Here is a 23,629-nt window from a genome sequence, read left to right as displayed (position 1 = left end):
GTGACGCCCATGACGACCCCCGAGCAGTTGCCGCACTTCGACGACGACCCCTATGACGACGCGAATCTCGCCGACCCGTACCCGCTCTTCGAACGCATGCGCGCCGCGGGCCCGGCGGTCTGGCTCACGCGCCACGGCGTGGCCGCGTTCACGCGGCACGCGCCCGTCCGCGAGATCCTCGTCGATCACGACACCTTCGTCTCGGGCGCCGGTGTGGGCCCGAAGAACCTCCACCATGAACCGGCATGGCGGCCGCAGGGCATCCTCGAGTCGGATCCTCCGATCCACACGGCGATGCGCACCGCCATGGTCGACGTCATCTCGCCACGCGGTGTGCGTGCGCTCCGTGACCGGTTCCAGGTCTTCGCCGACGAACTGGTCGACGACCTCGTGGAGCGGGGCACGGTCGATGCGGTCGGCGATATGGCCGAGGTGTTTCCGATCCATGCGTTCGGCGACGCGGTCGGCATTCCGCGCGAGGGGCGCGCCGAGAACCTCCTGCCCCATGGCGCCATGAACTTCAGTGCATTCGGGCCCGACAACGAGCGTTCCCGTGCGTACTTCGCACATGGCGAGGGCACCCGGGACTGGGTCATGATGAACTGCGCGCGCGAGAACCTGATGCCCGACGGGCTCGGAGCGAAGGTCTGGGAGCACGCCGACGCCGGGCGCATCACTTCGGATCAGGCGACGTTGCTCGTGCGCGCCCTGCTTTCGGCGGGGCTCGACACCACGGCATTGGCGATCGGCAACACACTCGCGTGCCTGCTGGCCGACCCCGACGCGTGGGCGCGGGTGCACGAGAACCCCCGCCTCGTGAGGTTCGCCATCGACGAGGCGCTTCGCATCGAGTCGCCGTTCCAGTCGTTCTTCCGCACGGCGTCGGTCGACACCGTCTTCCACGGCATCGAACTCGCCGCCGAGACGAAGGTGCTCGTGTTCCCGGGTGCCGCCAATCGCGACGCCGAGCAGTGGGGCGACGACGCGGCGCGATTCACGATCGATCGCCAGGCGGGCGGCCACCTCGCCTTCGGGATGGGCATCCACCAGTGCGTCGGCCAGCCGATCTCACGACTCGAGATGGAGGTGCTGCTCACCACACTCGCAACGCGAGTGAAGCAGTTGCGACCGGCCGGCGAGCAGCGTCGGTTCCTGCACACCACGCTCAGGGGTTGGTCGTCGCTCCCGGTGGAGCTCGTCGCGGCCTGACCTTCGCATGCAGAGGACCGAGCCGGGTCGTCAGTCGAGCGCGACGACGTCGTCGTAGCTCGGAGTGCTGGTCGGCTGGCGCAACTCGCCTTCGCCCGACGAGGTCGCGGTCTCGGCAAGTGCTCCCAATGCGGCGCGGAAGAGGAGCGAGCCGGTGCTGACCCGCGCCACGCCGAGGCGGGCCAGTTCCGCGACCGGGATGCGCTGCTGCACGAGCACGTTGAGCGGCGCCGCGATCGATGCGGTGAGCGCAGAGACGGTGGCCGGCGCCAGCACGCCGGGCACGAACACCCCCGTCGCCCCGGCCGCGAGGTAGCGATCGGCGCGGGCCACCGCGTCGGCGTGCCTCGAGGCCGTGTCGGCGTCGCCGCCGATCCAGAACACGTCAGTACGCGCGTTCAGGTAGAGGTTCGGTACGGCCGCGGCGATCGCGGAGATCTTCGCGGCCGCGAGCGATGGATCGACGAGCTGACCGGCGGTGTCGGAGTCCTCGATGTTGACCCCGACCGCCCCGAGGCCGGCCAGTTCGGCGACGTACGACGCGACCTCGGCGGGATCACTCGAGAAGCCCGCCTCGATGTCGGCCGTGACCGCGATTCCCGCGCCGGCGATCCTCCGCACGAGGCCGAGCGTGTCCTCCGCGATCTCACCGGCACCGTCGCGCGGGCCGGCAGTGAACGCGACGCCGAGGCTCGTGGTCCCCACGACGGGATGACCCGACGCGTGCAGCCAGCGCGCCGAAGCGAGGTCCCACGCATTCGGAAGGAAGAGCGGCGAGCCGGGCCGGTGGAGGTTTCGGAACTCAGTCGGCGTCAGCATCGGGCGATCCCTCCTCGCGTTCGGCGGGCACGGCGTCGCGGACGTCGAGCGGTCGCCTGAGTTCATCGACCGCCGCCGTCGCGATGACGATGGCGTGGTGCGGCGCCGGACAACGACGGGCGCCCGTCCCGAAGGCGAGGTCTGCTCCGTCGAGGCGCAGGACCACGAGCTCACCGCTGGGTGCGACTCGGCGCGTCACCGCCACGGGGGCGTCCTGCTCGAGTGCCTCGCGCAGCAGTTCGAAGGTCGAGTGCCGGGCGTGGTCGTCGGACGCGAGCAGGCGCATCGCGCTCTCGATGACGGCGCGAGTGGCCGCCCACGCCTGTACGAGCAGCTGCACCTCGAGCGCGCGGGTGCCGGCGTCGGCGCCCGGCGCGAGCGCGAGCAGGCGCTCGATCGCGGCATCCTCGGCGACCGGGTCGTCCGCGACCCCGGTGGCATACCGATCGGCGACGAGGGCCACGAGTTCTGCGAGCCCGTCGGCCTCGTCGAACCCGAGCATGTCGGCGAGGCTCGCGACGGGCACGCCGCGCGCAACGTGAGCGGCCAGGGCGGCCGCGTCGTGGGCGGTGCGATCGGCGAGCGCCCGCGCGCGCCTCGTTCGCGTCGTGGCGGCGTCGGCGAGCGCTCCGAGGTTCAGGTGCGTGAGGCGTGCGTCGAGCTGCGCGCGCCGGCCATCGTGGATCGAGCCGTTCGCGAAACGCGAGACCGTTGCCCGGAATCGATCGAATGGGCCCGTCGCCGCGACATCCGCCTCGGGGACTCGGAATCCCGGATCCGTGAGGATGCGTTCGACCTGGCCGGGATCGGAGATGATCGTCATGGTGCCACCGTACGACCGCAACGTTTCGGCGCCCATCGAAGTGTGCCCGACGTATCGTGGGGGCATGGACGGAGACGCCGACCTCGCCACGCCCGCCCGGCTCATGGGGGAGCCCGCACGTGCCGCGATGCTGCTCGCACTGCTCGACGGCCGTGCGCTGCCCGCCTCCGACCTCGCGGGGATCGCCGGGGTGAAGCCCTCGACCGCGAGTGCGCACCTCGCGCAACTGGTCGAGGGCGGGCTGGTCACCGGCCGCAGGCTCGGTCGCCACCACTACTTCTCGCTGGCGGGACCAGAGGTGGCGAACGCCGTCGAGGCGCTCCAGCTGCTCGCACCGCGCCGCGAGGTGACCTCGTACTCGCAGTCGAAGGCGACCTCACGGCTCGCCGAGGCGCGTTCGTGCTACGACCACCTCGCGGGCCGAGTCGCGCTCGACCTGGCCGATGCGCTCGTCGCCGAGGGCGCCCTCGCCCCGCTCGTCGCCGGTACGCCGGGGGCCGTCCTCGATGCTCGCGGCCCGCTCGCAGCCCGTCTCGGCATCGCGTCGGCGATCGCGATCGCCTCACGACGGCCGGCGGTGCGCGGCTGTCTCGACTGGACCGAGCGCCGGCCGCACATCGCAGGAAGGCTCGGTGCGCACCTGCTCGTGCGGCTGCTCGACGACGGATGGGTCGCGCGCGTGGCCGGCGACCGATCCCTGCGGGTCACCGCCGAAGGTCGGGCGCAGTTCGCCGCGCTCGCCTGATCTACGGCCGCGGTGGCCGCGGTTCGACTCAGACCGCGATGTCCCGGTTCGCGTGGGGCAGCCGGGGCGCACCGTGCACCTCGCGGTGGAGTCGCTCCATGCGTGCGTCGAGCTCTGAAGCCGTGTGCGCCGCGTCGGTCAGCCCGTCGAGCAGCTCCTTCGGGATCTGCTTGTCGTACTTGTAGTAGATCTTGTGCTCGAGGCTCGCCCAGAAGTCCATGGCGATCGTACGGATCTGCACCTCGACGGCCACGGGGTGCGCGCCCGTCGACAGGAACACCGGCACCTCGACGATCACGTGCAGGCTCTGGTAGCCGTTCTCCTTCGGCTCCTTGATGTAGTCCTTGACCTTGAGCACACGGATGTCGCGCTGCGCCGTGAGCAGTTCGAAGATGCGGTACGCGTCGGAGACGAAACTGCACGTGATGCGAACGCCCGCGATGTCGGTGATGGTGTCGCGGATCGTGTCGAACGTGGGCTCGATGCCCTTGCGCCGCATCTTGTCGATGACGCTGTCGAGGCTCTTCAGCCGGCTCGAGATGTGCTCGATCGGGTTGTAATCGTGCGTCTGGCTGAACTCCTCGCGCAGGATCGAGAGCTTCGTGATCACCTCGTCCATGCCGAACTTGTAGCGCAGCATGAACCGTTCGGTCTCGTCGCGCAGCGCCCGCATCTCGTCGAGCGTCTGCCCGTCGATGGTCTCGAGGGTGCGCTGGGCGCGGTCGGTGAGCATGGGCGGGGTCTTCGGATGTCTCGTTGACTGGATTCCGTCGAGCGGGGTCACGTGCTCCACCGTACGGCGGGATCCTCTGGGTTCCCTTTGATTCGACCCCGGAGTTCGCTGCGGGCTGATCGCTACGCTCGAGTCATGGCTGAATGGCACAGCGTGGCGCCGGGCATCCACCAACGCCGCTACGACCCCTTCGACATCTCGATCGTCGTCATCGAGGGCGACGACGGCGTGCTGCTCGTCGACACCCGGGCGGAGCCCGGCGAGGGGGAGGCGCTGCGCGACGACGTGCGCGAGCGGTTCGACCGCCCGGTGCGGTGGATCGTGAACACGCACGCGCACTTCGATCACACGTTCGGCAATCAGGTCTTCGGCCCCGACACGGCGACGGATGCCGCGATCCACGGTCACGAGAACATCGCGATCCATTTCGCCGAGCATGAGGAGCCGCGGCTCGCCGCGTGGCGCGCCGACCCGACGCGGGAGCCCGGGCGGCACTGGCATGACGTGCGGCTGACGCCGCCGACGCATCCGGTCGGCACGCCGACGACGCTCGATCTCGGCGGTCGCATCGTGGATCTCCTCCCGCAGCCGCCGGCGCACACCGACACCGACCTGGTCGTGTTCGCCCCGGCCGAGCGGGTGTGGATCCTCGGCGACCTCGTCGAGGAGTCGGGGCCGCCCATGTACGGCTCAGGGAGCTTTCCGCTGCAGTGGCCGGGCGTCCTCGCCGCCCTCGCCGACGAGATGGCGCCGCGCGATCTCGTCATTCCCGGTCACGGCCGCGTCGTCGATCGCACGTTCGTCTCCCGGCAGGCCGGTCAGCTGCGGCTCGTCGCCGACCGGTTGCGAGCCGCGCACGACGACGGTCTCACGGCTGTCGAGGCGCTCGCGCGCCACCACGACTGGCCGATCCCGCTCGACTTCCTCGTCAGTGCGGTCGAACGTGCCTACGTTCAGCTTGATCAGACGTCGCCGTCGACGTAGTACCAGCGGCCTTCCTCGCGGGTGAAGCGGCTCGTCTCGTGCAATTCGCCCCGGTCGCGGTCGGCGCGGTAGCGGGCGACGAATTCGACCACGCCCGAGGTGTCGAGTGGGCCGCCCCGGTCGGTGCGCACGATGTCGAGGCGGTACCAGCGCAGCGACGCATCGGTCTCGAGTGCTGCCGGGCGGGTCGACGGATGCCACGTCGCGAGCAGGTATCCCGCGTCGCCGATGACGAACGCCGTGTAGCGCGACCGCATGAGCTGCACCGCGGTCGGGGCGAGCGCCGACCTGCTGAGCAACCGCCCGCAGCAGGCGCCGAAGACCTCCCCGCTCAGGCACGGACAGCGGTCACCGGGAGCCGGCGCAGGCGGGGGTTCGGCAGTGGGCATGCCTCAAGTATCGAGCGGGGCACCCATGGTCTGCACAGGTGAAACCGAGGATCTGTCCAGATTCACCCGGCAGAGTGTCTGACTTGTGCCCGCGCTCGGGGGCCGTCCCCCAACCACATCACAGCCGAGCGACCCACTGAACCTATGCGCAACGACACTTCTGACACGCCCGAAACCGAACTCGACTCGCTCCACCCCCGCCGCGGCGCCCGCCGCCGACGCACGAACCGCAAGCGCCTGATCATCGCCGGCGCCATCGCCGCGACCGGCCTCGTCGTCGGCACCGGCTTCACGGTGCAGTCTGCGATCTCCACCCAGGCCGCGATCGACGCGACGACGGCCCTCACCGAGTCGTCCGGCGTGCAGCACGAGCAGCTCGACGCGTACGCGACGATCGCCTCCGAGCGCACGCGTGCGAACGCAGAGGACACGATCACGGCCGCCAACGCCACGCTGGCCGCCGTCGACGGCAAGGTCGATGCGTCGAGCCTCGCCTCGTCGGTCGCCTCGCTCGGCGAATACGAGACCCTCCCGATCGACGACGTCGTCGATCTCGCAGCCCAGACCCGCGCCGAGGCCGAGAAGGCCCGGATCGCCGCGGCCGAGTACGACCGGGTGCAGGCCGAGAAGGCGAAGGCCGCGGCTGAGGCGCTCGCGCGCCAGAACACCCCCGAGGGTGCCAAGGCGGCAGCCCGCGAGATCGGGGCCTCGAAGTACGGCTGGGGCGAGGGCGAGTTCCAGTGCCTCGTGCAGCTGTGGCAGAAGGAGTCCGGCTGGTCGTACACGGCCATGAACGCATCGAGCGGCGCGACCGGCATTCCGCAGGCGCTTCCCGGCAGCAAGATGGCCTCGGCCGGCTCCGACTGGGCGACGAACGCCGCGACGCAGGTCGCTTGGGGTCTCGGCTACATCGCCGACCGCTACGGCAACCCGTGCAGTGCATGGGGGCACTCGCAGTCCGTCAACTGGTACTGATCGACCGGTTCGCCGGCCTCGGTCACCCGCGCTCGACGAGCGGCGTGAACCGATCGAGCTCCGCACCGAGTCCGAGGTCGATCACGCGCAGCTCGCCGGCGTAGTCGGCTCCGGGCTCGAGCAGCAGGCCGGCCTTCGCGGCGCCGAACGTGACGGTGACGTCGGCGGCGAGCACTGCCCGGTCGGGCACCGAACCGTCGTCGGGATGGATCCCGCTCGGCAGGTCGACGGCGACGACGATCGGCCGGTCGGCCGCGGCCAGCACGGGGAGCACTCCGACGACGAGCTCACGGGCGCGACCGCGCAGTGCCGGGTCGGCGCTCGTTCCGGTGCCCAGGATCCCGTCGACGATCACGGATGCCCCGGCTGCGAGCCGCGCGATCTGCGCAGGATCCACCTCACCGAGGATGCGGACGCCCGACCGCTCGGCAGCGGCGCGCGCCTCGGCGTGCAACCGTGGGCCGGTCGGAACGACCTCGACGCGCGCGCCGTCGCCCGCGAGCTCCGCAGCGGCGAACAGGGCATCCCCGCCGTTGTCGCCGCTGCCGGCGAGCACGAGCACCGAGGGCGTGGCATCGGCGGAACGAGCGAGTTGCTCGCGCACGACCGCGGCAAGCGCTGCCGCGGCCATGCGCATGAGCGGCTCGCCACGGTCGAGGTGAGGCTTCTCGGCCGCTCGAACCTGCGCGGCGGTGTACCCGGCGACCATCACATCAGGCGTTCGTCGAGCATCGACCGCCGATCGGGGTGCCGGTCGAACCACTCGCCGACGTACCAGCAGCTGGGCACGATGTGGCGGCTCGAGGTCGCCTCGACGTCGTTGACCGCGAACTCGACGAGGTCTCCGGCCAGGCCGGCCCCGCGATAGGTCGGATTCGTGAACGTGCGGGTGAAGGCGACCGCCTCGCCGAGCACTCGGTAATCGAGCACGCTCGCGATGCCGCCGTCGACCCGCAGCACGTAGCGGCGGGCATCGGGCTCGTGACTGAGTTCCTTGCGCACGCCTTCAGGCTACGCCGTCCGCGCTCAGCGCCTGCGGAGGCGGTCGAGGTCGCGTCGCTCGCGCTTCGTCGGGCGACCGGCGCCGCGATCGCGGGTCACCTCCGCGGCCACGGACTCCCGCGGAGGCGGCGGGGGAGTGCGGTCGTCGACCGCCTCGGCAGCGACCGCCGCCGACACGCGCTTGACGAGCGTGCGACGCACGATGAGCTGCCGGTCGAACCCTGCGATGCGCACCCGTACCTCGTCGCCCGGACGCACCGGCTGCGCCGCCTTCGCACGCTCGCCGTTCACGCGTACATGCCCGGCTCGGCATGCGGCCGTAGCGGCCGATCGGGTCTTGAACTGACGCACTGCCCACAACCACGCATCGATGCGCACCGGTGAGTCGCCGTTCATATCACCAGCCTACGGCTCTTGCCGAGATCCCAGCCGAGTGCGGCATGCTGGAGGCATGGGTGCGAAGAGCGGTGACGCCTGGGTCGAAGGTCCGGGTGGCGCACGCTACTGGGGGCGCTACGGCGCCGCCGGCCTGCTCGCCGTGAGCCCGCAGCGCGAGGTGCTGCTGCAGCACCGCGCGCACTGGAGTCACTTCGGGGGCACCTGGGGGGTGCCGGGGGGTGCGCGGCACGAGCACGAGAGTGCCGTCGATGCGGCGGTGCGCGAAGCAGGCGAAGAGGCAGGAGTGCCGCCCGACCTGATCGTGGTGCGGTTCACGTCGGTGCTCGACCTCGGCTACTGGTCGTACACCACCGTCGTCGCCGACGCCACCGAGCGATTCGAACCCGTGGTCAGCGACCCCGAGAGCATCGAGCTTCGCTGGATCTCCGTCGATCGGGTCACCGAGCTCGACCTGCACCCGCGATTCGCCGAGTCCTGGCCCGCGCTCGCGGTGCAGGTCTGATCTCCACTCAGGCCGTGCGCTCGCCCGCTGCCGCCGGGCGGCGCGGGAACCACGGCACGAGCGGTGACGTGCGCGCCCGGTAGTCGTCGTAGGCGGGGTACTTCGATCGCGAGATGCTCTCGGTGAAGATCGTGGAGCCGATGAACAGCGTCGTCAGCATGACCGCCCCGACGACGGTCCAGTGCAGCCAGACGCCGGTCGCCGCGACCGCGAACCCGTAGAACACCCACCACTGCGCCTGCTCGAAGAAGAAGTTCGGGTGCCGTGAGTACCGGAAGAGACCGGTCTGCAGGAATCCCGGCTGCGGGGTGCGGCCGGCCGTACGCTCACTCGTCTTCCACCGGTGGAACTCCCACTGCTGCTGGTCGGCGACCGTCTCGCCGACGAGGAACGCCAGGAAGCATGCCGCGAGCGCGATGTCCCAGCCGCCGAACGGTGCCGTGCCCGCCTCCGCGACCGTGAACGCCGGCACGGTGAACGCGAGGATGACGGCGTTCTGGTAGATCGAGATGAAGAGCAGGTTGAACGCAGCGAACTGCGGCTGCGACATCCGACCGCGCAGCACGGCCCAGCGGTAGTCCTCACCGCCTGGCCGATAGCCGCCCTTGCGGGCGAAATTGAACGTCAATCGGATGCCCCACAGCGTGACGAGCGAAGCCAGGAGCAGGAGTCGAGGGGTGAATTCGCCGCCCGCGGCGAACACCCACACGTAGATGACCGGGGCGATCGACCAGATGCGGTCGACCCACGAGTACTCGCGGGTGATGAGCGAGGCGACCCAGGTGGAGAGTGCGATCGCAACGCCGATGACGAGACACACGAGCAGGGGACTCATGGCCGAATTGTACGGCTCGATAGGATCGTGATGTGGCAGGGGAACGGTCGGGGGAGATCGGTTCGGAGGTCTGGACGATCCCGAACATCCTGAGCATGCTCCGGCTCGCGCTCGTGCCGGTATTCCTGGTCTACATCGTGCTCGGCGATTACGTCGTGGCGCTCGTGGTGCTCGTGGTTGCGAGCCTCACCGACCTGCTCGACGGCTTCCTCGCGCGCCGGCTCGGCCAGATCACCCGCCTCGGGCAGCTGCTCGACCCGGCGGCCGACCGCCTGTACATCTTCGCCGCCCTCGTCGGCCTCGCCGCGCAGCAGTTGGTGCCGTGGTGGATCGTCGTCATCATCGTCGCTCGCGACGTGTTCCTGCTGATACTGGGCGTCGTCCTCGCCAACCACGGGTTCGGTCCGCTGCCGGTGCACCAGCTCGGCAAGGTGGCGACGTTCGCCCTGTTCTTCGGGCTTCCGGTGATCATGCTCGGGCTCGCATTCCCGACGATCGCTCCCGTGAGCGAACCGATCGGTTGGGCGATCACGCTCTGGGGTGCCTTTCTCTATTGGTGGGCGGGCATCATCTACGCGATCGAGACCTCGCGGGTCATCCGTATTCCCCGGGTGGCAGACGACTCTCGATCCGATACGCTGGGACAAGGAGGTTAGCCGTGGCGGATTCCGACATGACACAGCCCGACGATGCGAACGAGACAGGAGACGGGTTGTCAACGCCTACCTCGGAGCACCGCATCGCCGACGACGACGACGGAGACACGACGATCGGGTTCAGCCGTGACGCGGCGGCGCAACTCAGTGCGCTCGATGCCGACACGACTGCCGAAGAGCAAGAGGCGATCGCGGCGCTGCCGTCGGGTTCTGCGCTGCTCATCGTGCGCCGGGGTCCCAACAGCGGTGCGAGGTTCCTGCTCGACACCGATGTCACGGTCGTGGGCCGGCACCCCGACGCCGACATCTTCCTCGACGATGTCACCGTCTCGCGCAAGCACGCCGAGTTCGTGCGTCATCGCACCGCGTTCGAGGTCAAAGACCTCAGCTCGCTGAACGGCACCTATTTCGACGGTGTGCGCATCGAGACCGCCCTGTTGAGCGACGGCGCAGAAGTGCAGATCGGCAAGTACCGACTCACGTTCTACGCGTCACGACGCGACCTGGCCCCGGTAGCGAGCGAGTAGTGGCGAGGACCGCTGCGTCGTCGCGCGCGAGCGGCCAGGAACCACTGCTCGGCATCGGCCAGGTGCTCGCGAGGCTTCAGCCCGAATTCCCCGAGCTGACGCCATCGAAGCTGCGCTTCCTCGAGGAGCAACGGTTGGTCTCCCCGGCGCGCACGGCGGCCGGCTACCGCAAGTTCTCGCCCGCCGATGTCGAGCGCATCACGGTCGTGCTCGCCATGCAACGCGACCACTACCTGCCGCTCAAAGTCATCCGCACGCATCTCGAGGCGATCGACGCCGGCGAGACGCCCGCGTTGCCCGGCGCCACGAGCGCCGCGGCGTTCCTCGGGGCAGCCCGCCGGCTGCGACGCGAAGAACTCATCGCCGAGGCCGGAGCGACCCGGGCCCTGCTCGACGATGCGGTCTCGGCCTCGCTGCTGCCCGCGGCCGAGCACTACGGCGACGAGGCGCTCGGCGTCCTGCGTTCGCTCGTCGCGCTTCGAGGCGTCGGCATCGAGCCCCGTCATCTGCGTGGCGTGCGTGCCGCAGCCGAGCGCGAGGCGGCGCTCGTCGAGCGCGCGATCGCGCCGTCGAGACGCGCCGACGCGTCCGACAAGGCCCGTGCCGCCGAGCAGGGCCGCGAACTCGCCGGGCATCTCGAGACCGTGCACTCGAGCGTCGTACGTGCGACGCTCTCGCGACTCGCGCGTTGATCGCGCGACACGCCGTGACGTTCGGCCCGATGTGTTTGGCCGATGCCTGCCTCGTCGGTAGCGTTGTGCACATGCCGTCGGGGAGCCGGTAGTCGGGGAGCCGGCATGAGAGCGAGGGGCGACGAGATGAGTGAGACCGTACCCTCGCGCTACGACCTCGGACTCCTGTTCACCGACGGCCTGCCCGAGTATGAAGACGGCACCGGCTATCGGGGCGCGGTCGCTGCGCGCGCGGCCGGCATCAGCTACCGTCAGCTCGATTATTGGGCTCGCACCCAGCTCGTCGAGCCCACGGTTCGCGGTGCCGCGGGATCGGGCTCGCAACGGCTTTACGGATTCCGCGACATCCTCGTGCTGAAGCTCGTCAAGCGACTGCTCGACACCGGAATCTCGCTGCAGCAGATCCGCACCGCGGTGACGCAATTGCGCGAGTCGGGCGTCGAAGACCTGGCGCAGACCACGCTCATGAGCGACGGCGCGAGCGTCTATCTGTGCACCTCAGACGACGAGGTCATCGACCTCGTCAACCGTGGGCAGGGCGTGTTCGGCATCGCGGTCGGCAAGGTGCTGCGCGAGGTCGAGTCGACGCTCGTCGAACTCGACACGCAGCCCGCGGACCCCATGGACGAGCTGGCCGTTCGGCGCGGCGCGAAGTCGCGCAAGATCTCCTGATCGAGCGCTTCACGCGCATGGTTCGTCACAGAACGTCACGCTCGACGGCGACGGGCGTGCCTCGTGAGGGGCCATCCGTTCGGTTCTGAACGGCGAGAACGCCCCGGGTCAGATGACGTGGGATTCGACCGCGAGCGGTGCGGCGTTGGCATACTCGCCGATGCGAGCCGTGCGCAGCACTCGCTCGAGCAGCGAGTCGAAGTTCGCCGACATCTCTTCGGCACTCTCGCCCGGCCACATGTGCAGCGGCTTCGCCGCACCCTGGGCCTGCTGCAGCGAGGTGCGTTCGGGGAGCTGAGGCGAGAGCACGAGCGGGCCGAACATGTCGCGCAGTTCTTTGATGCGGAACTGGTGCTCGAGCGATTGCACGCGAGCGCGGTTGACGATGATGCCGAGCGGCTGGAGTCGGGGGGAGAGGCCGCGGCGGATCTCTTCGATCGCGCGCAGCGCGCGATCGGCGGCGGCGACCGAGAACAGGCCGGGCTCGGTGACGACGGCGACGCGGTCGCTCGCCGCCCACGCGGTGCGGGTGAGCGCGTTGAGCGATGGCGCGCAGTCGATGAGCACGAGCTCGTAGTCGGCCTCGACATTGGCGAGCGCCTCTTCGAGCTTCCAGATGTCGCGGATCGACGGGTGCGGGCCATCATAGTTGATCGCTGAAGGGCTGCCGATCATGACGTCGATCGTCGAGCTCGGGTTGGACCTCGTCCAACCGCTCGGGGCGATCGCCGACCGCACGATCTTCTCTTTGGGAGAGGCGAGCACGTCGGCGACGTTGAGGTGGCCGGCGACCTGGATGTCCATGCCGGTCGACACATCGGACTGCGGATCGAGGTCGACGACGAGGGTACGGACGCCGCGGGCGAAGGCCGCCGACGCCAGTCCGAGCGTGACGGTGGTCTTGCCGACGCCGCCTTTGAGGGAGCTGACGGAGAGAACGTGCACGAACAGATACGTTACCTTTACTACTCGGGCGATACCTAAACGTTCGCTGTGCGGATTCCGGTCGGAAAGGCTTGCATGTTCACGAAGATCCTGGTTGCCAATCGCGGTGAGATCGCCATTCGCGCGTTCCGTGCCGCCGTCGAGGTCGGTGCGAAGACGGTCGCGGTGTACCCGGTCGAAGACCGCAACTCGCTGCATCGGCTGAAGGCCGACGAGGCGTACCAGATCGGTGAACCCGGGCATCCGGTTCGGGCCTACCTCGACGTCAGCGAGATCATCCGGGTCGCGAAGGAGTCCGGCGCCGACGCCATCTACCCGGGCTACGGGTTCCTCTCCGAGAACCCCGAGCTCGCGCAGGCGGCCGCAGAAGCCGGAATCGCGTTCATCGGCCCGCCGAAGCATGTGCTCGAGATGGCCGGCAACAAGGTCACGGCGAAGGAGCACGCGATCGCCGCCGGAGTGCCGGTGCTGAAGTCCACGCCGCCCTCGCGCGACATCGAGGAGCTCGTCGCACAGGCCGACGAGATCGGATTCCCCGTCTTCGCAAAGGCCGTCGCCGGCGGCGGCGGGCGCGGCATGCGACGCGTCGATTCCAAGGACGACCTGCGCGCCGCCCTCGAAGAGGCGATGCGCGAGGCCGACAGTGCGTTCGGCGATCCCACGATGTTCCTCGAGCAGGCGGTGCTGCGGCCCCGTCACATCGAGGTGCAGGTGCTCGCCGACGCCTCGGGCGAGACCGTGCACCTGTTCGAACGCGACTGCTCGGTGCAGCGACGCCACCAGAAGGTGATCGAGATCGCACCGGCGCCGAACCTCTCCGACGACGTGCGGGCCGCCCTCTACCACGACGCGATCGCCTTCGCGCGTTCGATCGGATACGTGAACGCCGGCACGGTCGAGTTCCTGCTCGACACGGTCGGCGAGCGCGCCGGCCAGCACGTGTTCATCGAGATGAACCCGCGCATCCAGGTCGAGCACACGGTGACCGAAGAAGTCACCGACGTCGACCTCGTCGTGTCGCAGATGCGCATCGCGGCGGGGGAGTCCCTCGCCGAACTGGGGCTCACGCAAGACACCATCCGACTGCGCGGTGCGGCGCTGCAGTGCCGCATCACGACCGAAGACCCCACGGCAGGGTTCCGCCCCGACACTGGCAAGATCACGACGTACCGCTCGCCCGGCGGCGCCGGCATCCGGCTCGACGGCGGCACGATCAACCCCGGCGCGCAGATCAGCCCGCACTTCGACTCCATGCTCGCGAAGCTCACCTGCCGCGGCCGCGACTACACGGCAGCGGTCGCCCGTGCCAAGCGCGCCCTCGCCGAGTTCCGCATCCGCGGCGTGGCCACGAACATCCCCTTCCTCCAGGCGGTGCTCGACGACGCGGCGTTCGTGGCCGGCGACCTCAGCACCTCGTTCATCGACGAGCGCCCGCAGCTGCTGCGCGGACGCGTGTCGAAGGACCGCGGCACGAAGATCCTCAACTGGCTCGCCGATGTCACCGTGAACCAGCCGAACGGCCCGGCCCCCATCAGCGTGAGCCCTGTCGAGAAGCTGCCCGCGCTCGATCTCGCTCAGCCGGCGCCGTCGGGATCGCGTCAGCGCCTGCTCGAACTCGGTCCGACCGGGTTCGCCGCCGCGCTGCGGGCGCAGACCCCGCTCGCAGTGACCGAGACGACCTTCCGCGACGCCCACCAGTCACTTCTGGCCACGCGCGTGCGCACGAAGGACCTCGTCGCGGTCGCCCCCTACGTCGCACGCATGACCCCCGAGTTGCTCTCGGTCGAGGCCTGGGGCGGGGCCACCTACGACGTCGCCCTCCGGTTCCTCGGCGAAGACCCCTGGGAGCGCCTCGCAGCGCTGCGTGAAGCGCTGCCGAACATCAACATCCAGATGCTCCTGCGTGGGCGCAACACCGTCGGCTACACCCCCTATCCCACCGAGGTCACCGACGCGTTCGTGCGCGAGGCATCCGCGACCGGCGTCGACATCTTCCGCATCTTCGACGCGCTGAATGACGTCGAGCAGATGCGGCCGGCGATCGAGTCGGTCCTCGAGACCGGGCACTCGATCGCCGAAGTGGCGCTCTGCTACACGGGTGACCTGCTCGACCCGGCAGAAGACCTGTACACCCTCGACTACTACCTGCGCCTGGCCGACCAGAGCGTCGGCGCCGGCGCGCATGTGCTCGCGATCAAGGACATGGCCGGCCTCCTGCGGCCCTCGGCGGCCGCCCGTCTCGTCGGCGCGCTGCGTGAGCGGTTCGACGTGCCCGTGCACCTGCACACCCACGACACCGCCGGGGGCCAGCTCGCGACGCTGCTCGCGGCGGCCGACGCCGGCGTCGACGCGGTCGACGTCGCGAGTGCACCGATGGCAGGCACCACGAGCCAACCGTCGGCATCGTCGCTCGTCGCCGCACTCGCGCACACCCCGCGTGACACCGGCATCTCGCTCGACGCGGTCTCCGACCTCGAGCCCTACTGGGAGGCCGTGCGACGGCTGTACCGGCCGTTCGAGTCGGGTCTGCCGGGGCCGACGGGCCGCGTGTACCACCACGAGATCCCCGGAGGCCAGCTCTCGAACCTGCGCCAGCAGGCGATCGCGCTCGGCCTCGCCGACGACTTCGAGCTCATCGAGGACATGTACGCCGCCGCCGACCGCATCCTCGGGCGGGTCCCCAAGGTCACCCCATCGTCGAAGGTCGTCGGCGACCTGGCGCTGCACCTCGCCGCGGTGAAGGCCGACCCAGCCGACTTCGCCGAGAACCCCGACAAGTACGACGTTCCCGACTCGGTCATCGGCTTCATGGCCGGCGAACTCGGCGACCTGCCGGGCGGGTGGCCCGAGCCGTTCCGCACGAAGGTGCTCGCCGGCCGCGATGTGCGCATCGGCGTGACCGAGCTCACCGACGACCAGCGAGCCGCCCTCGAAGCCGACAGCATCACGCGGCGCGCGACGTTGAACGCGCTGCTGTTCCCGGCCCCGACGCGGCAGTTCGAGCAGATCCGCGAGCTCTTCGGCGACCTGTCCGTCGTCGACACGGTCGATTACCTCTACGGTCTTCGTCCGGGCTCCGAGCACGTCGTCGAGATCGCCAAGGGCGTGCGCCTCTACGCCGGTCTCGAGGCCATCGGCGAGGCCGACGACAAGGGCATGCGCACCGTCATGACGATCCTCAACGGCCAGTTGCGTCCCGTGTTCGTGCGCGATCGCGGCATCGTCGTCGAGTCGCGAGCGGCAGAGAAGGCGGATGCCTCGCAGCCCGGCCAGATCGCCGCGCCGTTCTCGGGCGTGGTCACGCTGCAGGTCGAGGTCGGCGCCGAGATCGTCGCCGGTCAGAGCGTCGCGTCCATCGAGGCGATGAAGATGGAGGCGGCGATCACCTCACCCGTCGCCGGCGTCGTCGAGCGGGTCGCGATCCCGAAGACGCAGCAGGTCGAGGCCGGCGATCTGCTCGTGGTGGTGCGTGCACGATAGGCTGTCCCGTGGAATGGCGCTGATGAGGAGGGGTCTCGGTGGCTGACGACACGACAGATGACCGAGCCGGGGCGCGCCGCAGCGGCGGCGCGCGCACTGCGGCGGCCGACCACGGTGAACCCGAACCGACGACGGGGGCGCACGCGGCGACGCGGGCGACCGACAACCTGAACCTGAGGCTCGACCTCCCGCCCGCGCCGATGCGCGAAGTACCCGAAGACGAGGTCGCCGTCGCCATCGACGACGTCTCGGTCAACCCGACGGCCCTCGTCGACGGTGATTCCGCGACGCGGTCGGTCGAGGTGATCACGCCGGCGCTCTCGCGCGGCGGATACCGCAATCCCGCTCGCCGTGAGCATTCGCCGTACAGTGCGCTCCTCGCGGCCGACGCCTCGCGGGCACGGCGCGAGCGACTTCACGACGAAGCGGCAGCGCAAGTCGCCGTCGTCGAAACACCGGGTGAGGCACCGGTTCCGGCAGAGGTGCCCGAGACGGCTGAATCACTCACCCCAGACCGCCTGATCGACCTCAACCGCACGACCCGCCCTGCGCCGCACGGCGGCCTCAACCGTTTCGTCTACGAGGCCTCGCTGCATCTCGTGAACCTCGGCGACTCCGCCAAGGTGCGCGCGCACAAGGCGCTGAGCCAGCGCATCCAGAAGCGGTTCGAGGGCGGCGCCCGGTTCGTGCCGGTGCTCACGCGCAAGGGAGGCGTCGGCAAGACGACGATCACCGCGCTGCTGGGCATGGCGCTGGCCGACGCCCGCGACGACCGCATCATCGCGATCGACGCGAATCCCGACCGCGGCACGCTCGCTGAGCGCGTCGACCGGCAGACCCGCGAGACGGTGCGCGACGTCGTCGTGAAGGCGTCGTCGATCGGCGGCTACACCGACTTCTCGAAGTTCGTCTCCCGCGATGAGACGCGCCTCGACATCCTCGCCTCTGACACCGACCCAACGCTCTCCGAGGCGTTCGACGACAACGACTACAACGTTGTCGCGGGCCTCGCCGCCCGGTACTACTCGCTCGTGCTCACCGACTGCGGAACGGGCATCGTGCACTCGGTCATGCGCGCGACGCTGCAGCGCGCCGACTCCATCGTCATCGTCTCGGGCGGCAGCGTCGACGAGGCCCGACTCGCGTCCGAGACGCTCACGTGGCTCGAGGCGAACGGCTTCGGCGAACTCGTGCGCAACGCGGTCGTCGCGATCAACCTCGCAACCCAGGGCACCCACCTCGTGAAGGTCGACGAGATCGAGGCGCATTTCCAATCGCGCGTTCGCGAGATCGTGCGCATCCCATACGACCCCCAGCTCGCCGCCGGTTCCGTCGTGAACTGGAAGGAACTCCGCCCCGTCACGCAGCACGCGGCGCGAGAACTCGCCGCCCTCGTGGTGGAAGGCCTGCCCGCCGAGCGCGGGCACTGATCGGAGCGCAATTGCCGGAACGTCCCATTCGCCTGTTCGGCGATCCCGTCTTGAAGACCGTCTCAGCCCCCGTCGAACAGGTCGACGATCGCGTGCGCGCGCTCGTGACCGACCTGGTCGACTGCGTGCGCATTCCCGGGCGTGCGGGCGTCGCCGCGTCGCAGATCGGGGTGAACCTGCGTGCGTTCAGCTACAACGTCGACGGCGAGGTCGGCTACATCCTCAATCCTGAGATCGTCGAGGTGTCGGGTGACAAGCAGTTGATCGACGAAGGGTGCCTGTCGGTGCCCGGCCTCTGGCACAAGACCCCGCGCTACCCGTTCGCCCGCGTGCGGGGCATCGATCTCGACGGCAACGACATCGAACTCGCGGGCGACGGGCTCATGGCGCAGGCGTTGCAGCACGAGGTCGACCACCTCGACGGGCTGCTCTACCTCGACCGGCTCGAGAAGGACGAACGCCGCAGCGCGATGAAGGCCGTACGTGAGTCCGATTGGTTCTGACGCACGCCGATGCCGGCATCGTGGACGCCGGGCCGTGATCGTGGACGCCGGGCCGTGATCGGGAACGACCGAGGGGCCCTGCGGAGGATTCCGCGGGGCCCCTCAGCAGGTTCAGAAGCTCAGCTCACGATCGAGTGACCTTCGGTGGCCGGTGCGCCCGAGTACATCGCCTCGATGTGCGACGAGAAGTCGTCGAGGATGACGTTGCGCTTGATGCTCATCTTCGGGGTGAGATGGCCGCTGGCCTCGGTGAACTCGGTGGTGAGGATGGTGAACTTGCGGATCGACTCCGCACGCGACACGGTCTCGTTGGCCGCGTCGATCGCCCGCTGCACTTCGGCATTGACGGCGGGGTTCACCGCCGCCTCGTCGAGCGACATGCCCGCGTCTTCGCCGTTGTTGTTGAGCCACACGGGCAGCATCTCGGGGTCGAGCGTGACGAGCGCCGAGATGAAGGGCTTCTTGTCGCCCACCACGACGACCTGGCCCACGAGCGGGTTCGCGCGGATCGGGTCTTCGAGGGCGGCCGGCGCGACGTTCTTGCCGCCCGCGGTGACGATGATCTCCTTCTTGCGCCCGGTGATGGTGAGGAAGCCATCGTCGTCGAAGGAACCGAGGTCCCCGGTCTTGAACCAGTCGCCGTCGAACGACGCCGCAGTCGCTTCGGGGTTGTTCCAGTACTCCTTGAACACGTCGATGCCCTTGACCTGGATCTCGCCGTCGTCGGCGAGGCGCACCGAGACACCGGGCAGCGTCGGGCCGACCGTGCCGATCTTCGACTTCGTCGCGAGGTTCACCGTTGCAGGCGCGGTGGTCTCGGTGAGGCCGTAGCCCTCGAGGATCGTGATTCCGAGCGAGTGGTAGAAGTGGCCGAGGCGGGGTCCGAGCGGCGCCGAACCCGAGACGGCGTACTTGACGTTGCCGCCCATGGCCGCGCGCAGCTTCGAGTAGACGAGCCGGTCGAACAACGCGAACTTGACCTTCAGCCCGAACGGGACCTTCCTGCCCTCCTCGAGCAGCGTCGAGTGCTCGACGGCGACGTCGGCAGCCGCACGGAAGATCTTGCCCTTGCCACCGGCCTCTGCCTTCTGCTCGGAGACGTTGTACACCTTCTCGAACACGCGCGGCACGGCGAGCAGGAACGTCGGCTTGAAGCTGCCGAGCGACGGCAACAGCTGCTTCGTGTCGGCCTGGTGACCCACGCGCACGCCGGCGTGCACCGAGAGGACCGCGATGAACCGGGCGAACACGTGCGCCGTCGTGATGAACAGCAGGGTGGAGGCGCCGTTCGGGTCGAGCACCACCTCGTTGAGCGCGACCGCCGAGTTGCGGGAGAGCTCGACGAAGTTGGAGTGAGTGAGCACGCAGCCCTTGGGCTTGCCGGTGGAGCCCGACGTGTAGATGAGGGTCGCGATGTCGGACCCGACGGCGAGGTTGCGGCGCCGCTCGATCTCGTCATCGGGCACGTCGGCGCCGGCAGCGGCGAGCTTGTCGAGGTCGCCGAGGTCGATCTGCCAGGTGTTGCGGATCGCGGGGAGATCAGGGTGCACCTCGTCGAAGCGCGCGAAGTGGTCGGGGGTCTCGACGATCATCGCCACGGCGCCCGAGTCGCTGAGGTTCCAGCGGACCTGCGCGGGCGAACTCGTCTCGTAGACGGGCACGAGCACGGCGCCGGCGAACCAGGTCGCGAAGTCGATGAGCGTCCACTCGTATCGCGTCTTGCACATGAGGCCGACCTTGTCGCCCGGCTGGATGCCGGCTGCGACGAGGCCCTTGGCCAGGGCGATGACCTGGTCGTAGAACTCGCGTGTGGTGACTGGGGACCAGCCGCCGTCGGCGGTCGGCAGGGAGAACAACACCAGGTCGGGCGTCGCGGCGACGCGATCGACGAGCAGGTCGGTGGCGTTCGCCTCAGGGTCTGGGGCAACCACGGCTGGCGTGGTGAATTCGATCACGGTAGCTCCTTCGGCACCGGGCGTGTCGCGCCGTGGTCGGGTCTCTGCGCGGCCTCGGCATTGGGGTCGTCTACACTCTAGTCGTTGCTCGCGTTGGCTACTGCCCGGGCACGCCTCTGCCTCATCCTTCCCCTGAAAGGCGGCTCCCCGGGTGCACGCGATCGGAATCGACATCGGCGGGACGAAGATCGCCGGAGCTGTGGTCGACGAACTCGGCGCGATCGTGCGCAGCGAGCGCGTCCCGACCCCTGCCGGGGACGTCGCGAAGCTCGAAGACGCCGTCGTCGCCATGATCACCTCGCTCGCGGCCGACGAGGAGGTCGCGGCGGTCGGCGTCGCCGCCGCCGGGTTCATCGACGCGGCCCAGTCGATGGTCTACTACGCTCCGAACATCGACTGGCGCAATGAACCGTTCCGCGAGAAGCTCGAGGCCCGTGTCGGCAAGTCGGTCGTCGTCGACAACGACGCCAACGCCGCCGGATGGGCGGAGTTCCGCTTCGGCGCGGGCCGCATGGTGAGCGACATGGTCATGCTCACGATCGGCACCGGCGTCGGCGGCGCCGTGGTGGCCGGTGACCGACTCTTCCGCGGGGGCTTCGGCGCCGGCGCAGAACTCGGCCACATGCGCGTCGTCCCCGACGGGCTCGCGTGCGGGTGCGGGCAGCGTGGATGCCTCGAGCAGTACGGTTCCGGCCGCGCACTGCTGCGCATGGCGAACGAGGTCGCCGATGCCGGGGGAGTCGGGCGGGCCCTCGCGAAGGCCCGCGACGAGCACGGCACGCTCGATGGGCGACTCGTCGGATCGCTCATGATGGCCGGAGACGCGGGTGCACTGACGGCCCTGCGCGAACTCGGTCATTGGCTCGGCCAGGCGGCGGCGAGCCTCTCGGCGATCCTCGACCCGCAGCGGTTCGTGTTCGGCGGCGGGGTCGCTGAAGCCGGTGAGCTGCTGCTCGAGCCCATCCGCGAGGCCTACGCCGAGCACCTTCCGGCACGCGGCTATCACCCCGAGCCCGACTTCGTCATCGCCGAGCTCGTGAACGATGCGGGCGTGGTTGGAGCGGCCGACCTCGCCCGGGTGTGGGTCGACGAGCACGCGTGACGTGCCGGCGCTAGGCTGAGGTGTTGCGTCACGGGGAAGGGAACGCACGGTGTTCTACTGGATCATGAAGCACCTCGTGGTCGGTCCGATCCTGCTGGCGATCTTCCGACCGTGGATCGTGGGCCTCGAGAACGTGCCGAAGTCCGGTGCCGTCGTGCTCGCCTCGAACCACCTCTCGTTCATCGACTCGATCTTCCTGCCCCTCGTCGTACCGAGGCCCGTGGTCTTCCTTGCGAAGAGCGAGTACTTCACGGGCAAGGGGCTGAAGGGCTGGGCGACGCGCGTGTTCTTCCAGGCGGCCGGCCAGCTGCCGATCGATCGTTCGGGCGGCAAGGCTTCCGAGGCGTCGCTCAACACGGGTCTCAAGGTACTCGCCGAGGGCAGCATCCTCGGCATCTACCCCGAGGGCACGCGCAGCCCCGACGGCAAGCTCTACCGCGGTCGCACCGGCGTCGCGCGCATGGTGCTCGAGTCGGGCGTCCCGGTCGTCCCGGTGGCCATGATCGGCACCGAGCACGTGATGCCGATCGGCACTCGTCTCCCGAAGGTGCGGCGCATCGGCATCATCATCGGCGAGCCGATCGACTTCACGCGCTTCGAGGGCATGGAGGGCGACCGGTTCGTGCTGCGTTCGGTCACCGACGAACTCGTGTACCGGCTGCGCGGCCTCAGCGGCCAGGAGTACGTCGACGTCTACGCGAGTTCGGTCAAGGAGCAACGGGCCCTGCAGTCGCGGTAGGCTCGGAATGCGGCGGCGCGACCTGCGTCGCCGTTTCGTTTCCGGCGCACTCGCGCCCGACCCTCCAGGACACTCCCGTGGTACAGCTCGCCGAGCCCGTCGTCTTCGCAGATCCCTCCGTGATCGCGGGGCTCGACTATTGGCGCACGCTGCCGATCAAGCAGCAGCCCGCGTGGCCCGACCCCGAGGCGGCACACGCGGCATCCGCTGAGCTCGCGACCCTGCCGCCGCTCGTGTTCGCGGGCGAGGTCGACACGATGCGCGCGCGCCTTGCCTCGGCCTCGCGCGGCGAAGCGTTCCTGCTGCAGGGCGGCGACTGCGCCGAGACCTTCGCGGGGGCCACCGCCGACCAGATCCGCAACCGCGTGAAGACGGTGCTGCAGATGGCCGTCGTGCTCACGTACGGCGCGTCGATGCCCGTCGTGAAGATGGGCCGCATGGCGGGCCAGTTCGCGAAGCCCAGATCGAGCGACTCCGAGACCCGCGGCGACGTGCAGCTCCCGGCGTACCGGGGCGACATCGTCAACGGCTACGACTTCACGCCCGAGTCGCGTGCGGCCGATCCGCAGCGTCTGATCCGCGGTTACCACACGGCGGCGTCGACCCTGAACCTCATCCGTGCGTTCACGCAGGGCGGGTTCGCCGACCTGCGTCAGGTGCACTCGTGGAATCAGGGCTTCGCCCAGAACCCCGCGAACGCCCGCTACGAGTCGCTGGCGCGCGAGATCGATCGCGCCGTCAAGTTCATGCACGCGTGCGGCGCCGACTTCGAGGCGCTGAAGTACACCGAGTTCTACACGGGCCACGAGGGCCTGCTCATGGACTACGAGCGCCCCATGACGCGCATCGACTCGCGCACCGGAACGCCCTACGTCACGTCGGGCCACTTCATCTGGATCGGCGAGCGCACACGCGAGCTCGACGGCGCCCACGTGGACTTCCTGTCGCGGGTGCGCAACCCGATCGGCGTGAAGCTCGGGCCGACGACGACGCCCGAGGTCATGCTCGAGCTCGTCGAGAAGCTCGACCCCAACCGCGAGCCGGGCCGCCTGACGTTCATCACCCGCATGGGTGCCGGCAAGATCCGCGACGCGCTGCCCCCGCTGCTCGAGGCGATCAAGCGCAGCGACGCGAATCCGCTGTGGGTCACCGACCCCATGCACGGCAACGGCATCACGACCCCGAACGGCTACAAGACGCGTCGCTTCGACGACGTCGTCGACGAGGTCAAGGGCTTCTTCGAGGCGCACCGGGCCGCGGGCACGCACCCCGGCGGCATCCACGTCGAGCTCACGGGCGACGACGTCACCGAGTGCCTCGGCGGTTCCGAGCAGATCGACGAAGCGACACTGGCGACCCGCTACGAGTCGCTCTGCGACCCGCGACTGAACCACATGCAGTCGCTCGAGCTCGCGTTCCTCGTCGCCGAAGAGCTCGCCGCACGCTGACATCGGTCGAGGCGGGGCATCCGATCGGATGTCCCGCCTCGTCGTATCGGGGCCCGAAGTGCGCC

25 protein-coding genes are annotated in these 23,629 nt (G+C 69.5%); 15 read left to right on the top strand and 10 right to left on the bottom strand.

The genetic code is table 11. From position 1 onward, the window contains the following. Positions 1-9: 9 nt before the first annotated feature. Positions 10-1,209 carry a cytochrome P450 gene (locus LSF15_RS15890; RefSeq protein WP_232499537.1) on the top strand — a complete coding sequence of 400 codons (1,200 nt, stop codon included), beginning with the start codon at positions 10-12 and terminating at the stop codon, positions 1,207-1,209. 30 nt (positions 1,210-1,239) lie between these two features. Here LSF15_RS15890 and LSF15_RS15885 read toward each other — a convergent pair whose 3' ends face one another. Together LSF15_RS15885 and LSF15_RS15880 are read right to left on the bottom strand one after the other, a co-directional pair. After that, positions 1,240-2,028, bottom strand: coding sequence for an isocitrate lyase/PEP mutase family protein (locus LSF15_RS15885; protein WP_232499536.1), 789 nt, complete (start codon positions 2,026-2,028; stop codon positions 1,240-1,242). Further along, a complete protein-coding gene (locus LSF15_RS15880) occupies positions 2,012-2,851 on the bottom strand; it encodes a cytochrome P450 family protein (RefSeq protein WP_232499535.1) in 840 nt (279 codons plus the stop codon). Before LSF15_RS15880 ends, LSF15_RS15885 begins: the two co-directional genes overlap by 17 nt. A gap of 64 nt (positions 2,852-2,915) precedes the next feature. Between LSF15_RS15880 and LSF15_RS15875 the strand changes: the two genes are divergently transcribed. Further along, complete coding sequence (locus LSF15_RS15875; protein WP_232499534.1) at positions 2,916-3,596, top strand: ArsR/SmtB family transcription factor; 681 nt, start codon at positions 2,916-2,918, stop codon at positions 3,594-3,596. Positions 3,597-3,624: 28 nt separating this feature from the next. Here the strand turns inward: LSF15_RS15875 and LSF15_RS15870 are convergent, their stop codons facing one another. Then, on the bottom strand, positions 3,625-4,269 hold the full coding sequence (locus LSF15_RS15870; RefSeq protein WP_372460043.1) for a GTP pyrophosphokinase: 645 nt from the start codon (positions 4,267-4,269) through the stop codon (positions 3,625-3,627). A 195-nt stretch (positions 4,270-4,464) separates the two neighbouring features. Between LSF15_RS15870 and LSF15_RS15865 the strand changes: the two genes are divergently transcribed. Next, positions 4,465-5,313, top strand: coding sequence for an MBL fold metallo-hydrolase (locus tag LSF15_RS15865; protein WP_232499533.1), 849 nt, complete (start codon positions 4,465-4,467; stop codon positions 5,311-5,313). Here the strand turns inward: LSF15_RS15865 and LSF15_RS15860 are convergent. After that, positions 5,292-5,702: a YchJ family protein gene (locus tag LSF15_RS15860; RefSeq protein ID WP_232499532.1), complete on the bottom strand. Its 411-nt coding sequence runs from the start codon at positions 5,700-5,702 to the stop codon at positions 5,292-5,294. The two genes, LSF15_RS15865 and LSF15_RS15860, sit on opposite strands and share 22 nt — an antisense overlap. A gap of 144 nt (positions 5,703-5,846) precedes the next feature. Here LSF15_RS15860 and LSF15_RS15855 point away from each other — a divergent pair, with 144 nt between their 5' ends. Continuing rightward, entirely contained in the window at positions 5,847-6,677 is an 831-nt protein-coding gene (locus LSF15_RS15855; protein WP_232499531.1) for a DUF948 domain-containing protein, read from the top strand. A 22-nt stretch (positions 6,678-6,699) separates the two neighbouring features. Here the strand turns inward: LSF15_RS15855 and LSF15_RS15850 are convergent, their stop codons facing one another. The 3 genes from LSF15_RS15850 to LSF15_RS15840 are packed head-to-tail and all read right to left on the bottom strand — an operon-like array spanning position 6,700 to position 8,075. Beyond that, the gene (locus LSF15_RS15850; RefSeq protein WP_232499530.1) at positions 6,700-7,386 is read right to left on the bottom strand and encodes an NAD(P)H-hydrate epimerase; all 687 of its coding nucleotides are present in this window, start codon (positions 7,384-7,386) and stop codon (positions 6,700-6,702) included. Then, the gene (locus tag LSF15_RS15845) at positions 7,386-7,679 is read right to left on the bottom strand and encodes a GNAT family N-acetyltransferase (protein WP_232499529.1); all 294 of its coding nucleotides are present in this window, start codon (positions 7,677-7,679) and stop codon (positions 7,386-7,388) included. Before LSF15_RS15845 ends, LSF15_RS15850 begins: the two co-directional genes overlap by 1 nt. A 24-nt stretch (positions 7,680-7,703) precedes the next feature. Further along, positions 7,704-8,075, bottom strand: a complete 372-nt coding sequence (locus LSF15_RS15840) for an RNA-binding S4 domain-containing protein (protein WP_232499528.1) — start codon at positions 8,073-8,075, stop codon at positions 7,704-7,706. Positions 8,076-8,130: 55 nt separating this feature from the next. On the opposite strand from LSF15_RS15840, the gene LSF15_RS15835 reads away from it, so the two are divergent. Continuing rightward, positions 8,131-8,580 (top strand): NUDIX domain-containing protein, encoded by a 450-nt coding sequence (locus LSF15_RS15835; protein ID WP_308188483.1) that lies wholly within the window; start codon positions 8,131-8,133, stop codon positions 8,578-8,580. A 7-nt stretch (positions 8,581-8,587) separates the two neighbouring features. Here LSF15_RS15835 and LSF15_RS15830 read toward each other — a convergent pair whose 3' ends face one another. Further along, entirely contained in the window at positions 8,588-9,415 is an 828-nt protein-coding gene (locus LSF15_RS15830) for a DUF1295 domain-containing protein (protein ID WP_232499527.1), read from the bottom strand. 32 nt (positions 9,416-9,447) lie between these two features. Between LSF15_RS15830 and LSF15_RS15825 the strand changes: the two genes are divergently transcribed. The 4 genes from LSF15_RS15825 (at position 9,448) to LSF15_RS15810 (ending at position 11,962) form a co-directional block, all read left to right on the top strand. After that, positions 9,448-10,071, top strand: coding sequence for a CDP-alcohol phosphatidyltransferase family protein (locus tag LSF15_RS15825; protein ID WP_232499526.1), 624 nt, complete (start codon positions 9,448-9,450; stop codon positions 10,069-10,071). Positions 10,072-10,127: 56 nt separating this feature from the next. Then, on the top strand, positions 10,128-10,598 hold the full coding sequence (locus LSF15_RS15820; RefSeq protein ID WP_269756531.1) for an FHA domain-containing protein: 471 nt from the start codon (positions 10,128-10,130) through the stop codon (positions 10,596-10,598). Then, entirely contained in the window at positions 10,598-11,290 is a 693-nt protein-coding gene (gene ftsR, locus LSF15_RS15815) for a transcriptional regulator FtsR (RefSeq protein ID WP_232499525.1), read from the top strand. The genes LSF15_RS15820 and ftsR overlap by 1 nt, the downstream gene beginning before the upstream one ends. A 126-nt stretch (positions 11,291-11,416) precedes the next feature. Beyond that, entirely contained in the window at positions 11,417-11,962 is a 546-nt protein-coding gene (locus tag LSF15_RS15810; protein ID WP_232499524.1) for a MerR family transcriptional regulator, read from the top strand. Between the two features lie 108 nt (positions 11,963-12,070). Here LSF15_RS15810 and LSF15_RS15805 read toward each other — a convergent pair whose 3' ends face one another. Continuing rightward, entirely contained in the window at positions 12,071-12,907 is an 837-nt protein-coding gene (locus tag LSF15_RS15805) for a ParA family protein (RefSeq protein WP_232499523.1), read from the bottom strand. Between the two features lie 75 nt (positions 12,908-12,982). Here LSF15_RS15805 and LSF15_RS15800 point away from each other — a divergent pair, with 75 nt between their 5' ends. The 3 genes from LSF15_RS15800 to def are packed head-to-tail and all read left to right on the top strand — an operon-like array spanning position 12,983 to position 18,320. After that, on the top strand, positions 12,983-16,387 hold the full coding sequence (locus LSF15_RS15800; RefSeq protein WP_232499522.1) for a pyruvate carboxylase: 3,405 nt from the start codon (positions 12,983-12,985) through the stop codon (positions 16,385-16,387). Positions 16,388-16,425: 38 nt separating this feature from the next. Further along, positions 16,426-17,817 carry a MinD/ParA family ATP-binding protein gene (locus LSF15_RS15795; RefSeq protein ID WP_232499521.1) on the top strand — a complete coding sequence of 464 codons (1,392 nt, stop codon included), beginning with the start codon at positions 16,426-16,428 and terminating at the stop codon, positions 17,815-17,817. A gap of 11 nt (positions 17,818-17,828) precedes the next feature. Then, on the top strand, positions 17,829-18,320 hold the full coding sequence (gene def / locus LSF15_RS15790; RefSeq protein ID WP_232499520.1) for a peptide deformylase: 492 nt from the start codon (positions 17,829-17,831) through the stop codon (positions 18,318-18,320). Between the two features lie 119 nt (positions 18,321-18,439). Here def and LSF15_RS15785 read toward each other — a convergent pair whose 3' ends face one another. Then, positions 18,440-20,275, bottom strand: coding sequence for an AMP-dependent synthetase/ligase (locus tag LSF15_RS15785; protein WP_232499519.1), 1,836 nt, complete (start codon positions 20,273-20,275; stop codon positions 18,440-18,442). A gap of 151 nt (positions 20,276-20,426) precedes the next feature. Here LSF15_RS15785 and LSF15_RS15780 point away from each other — a divergent pair, with 151 nt between their 5' ends. From LSF15_RS15780 to LSF15_RS15770, 3 genes are all read left to right on the top strand, one after another. Then, positions 20,427-21,377, top strand: a complete 951-nt coding sequence (locus LSF15_RS15780; protein ID WP_232499518.1) for an ROK family glucokinase — start codon at positions 20,427-20,429, stop codon at positions 21,375-21,377. 49 nt (positions 21,378-21,426) lie between these two features. Further along, positions 21,427-22,116, top strand: coding sequence for a lysophospholipid acyltransferase family protein (locus LSF15_RS15775; RefSeq protein WP_232499517.1), 690 nt, complete (start codon positions 21,427-21,429; stop codon positions 22,114-22,116). A 77-nt stretch (positions 22,117-22,193) separates the two neighbouring features. After that, the gene (locus LSF15_RS15770) at positions 22,194-23,564 is read left to right on the top strand and encodes a class II 3-deoxy-7-phosphoheptulonate synthase (protein WP_372460037.1); all 1,371 of its coding nucleotides are present in this window, start codon (positions 22,194-22,196) and stop codon (positions 23,562-23,564) included. Positions 23,565-23,629: the final 65 nt, after the last annotated feature.

This window comes from Agromyces humatus, from assembly GCF_021228295.1.
Taxonomy (GTDB): domain Bacteria; phylum Actinomycetota; class Actinomycetes; order Actinomycetales; family Microbacteriaceae; genus Agromyces; species Agromyces humatus.
This window is presented reverse-complemented; position numbering and strand designations above follow the sequence as displayed.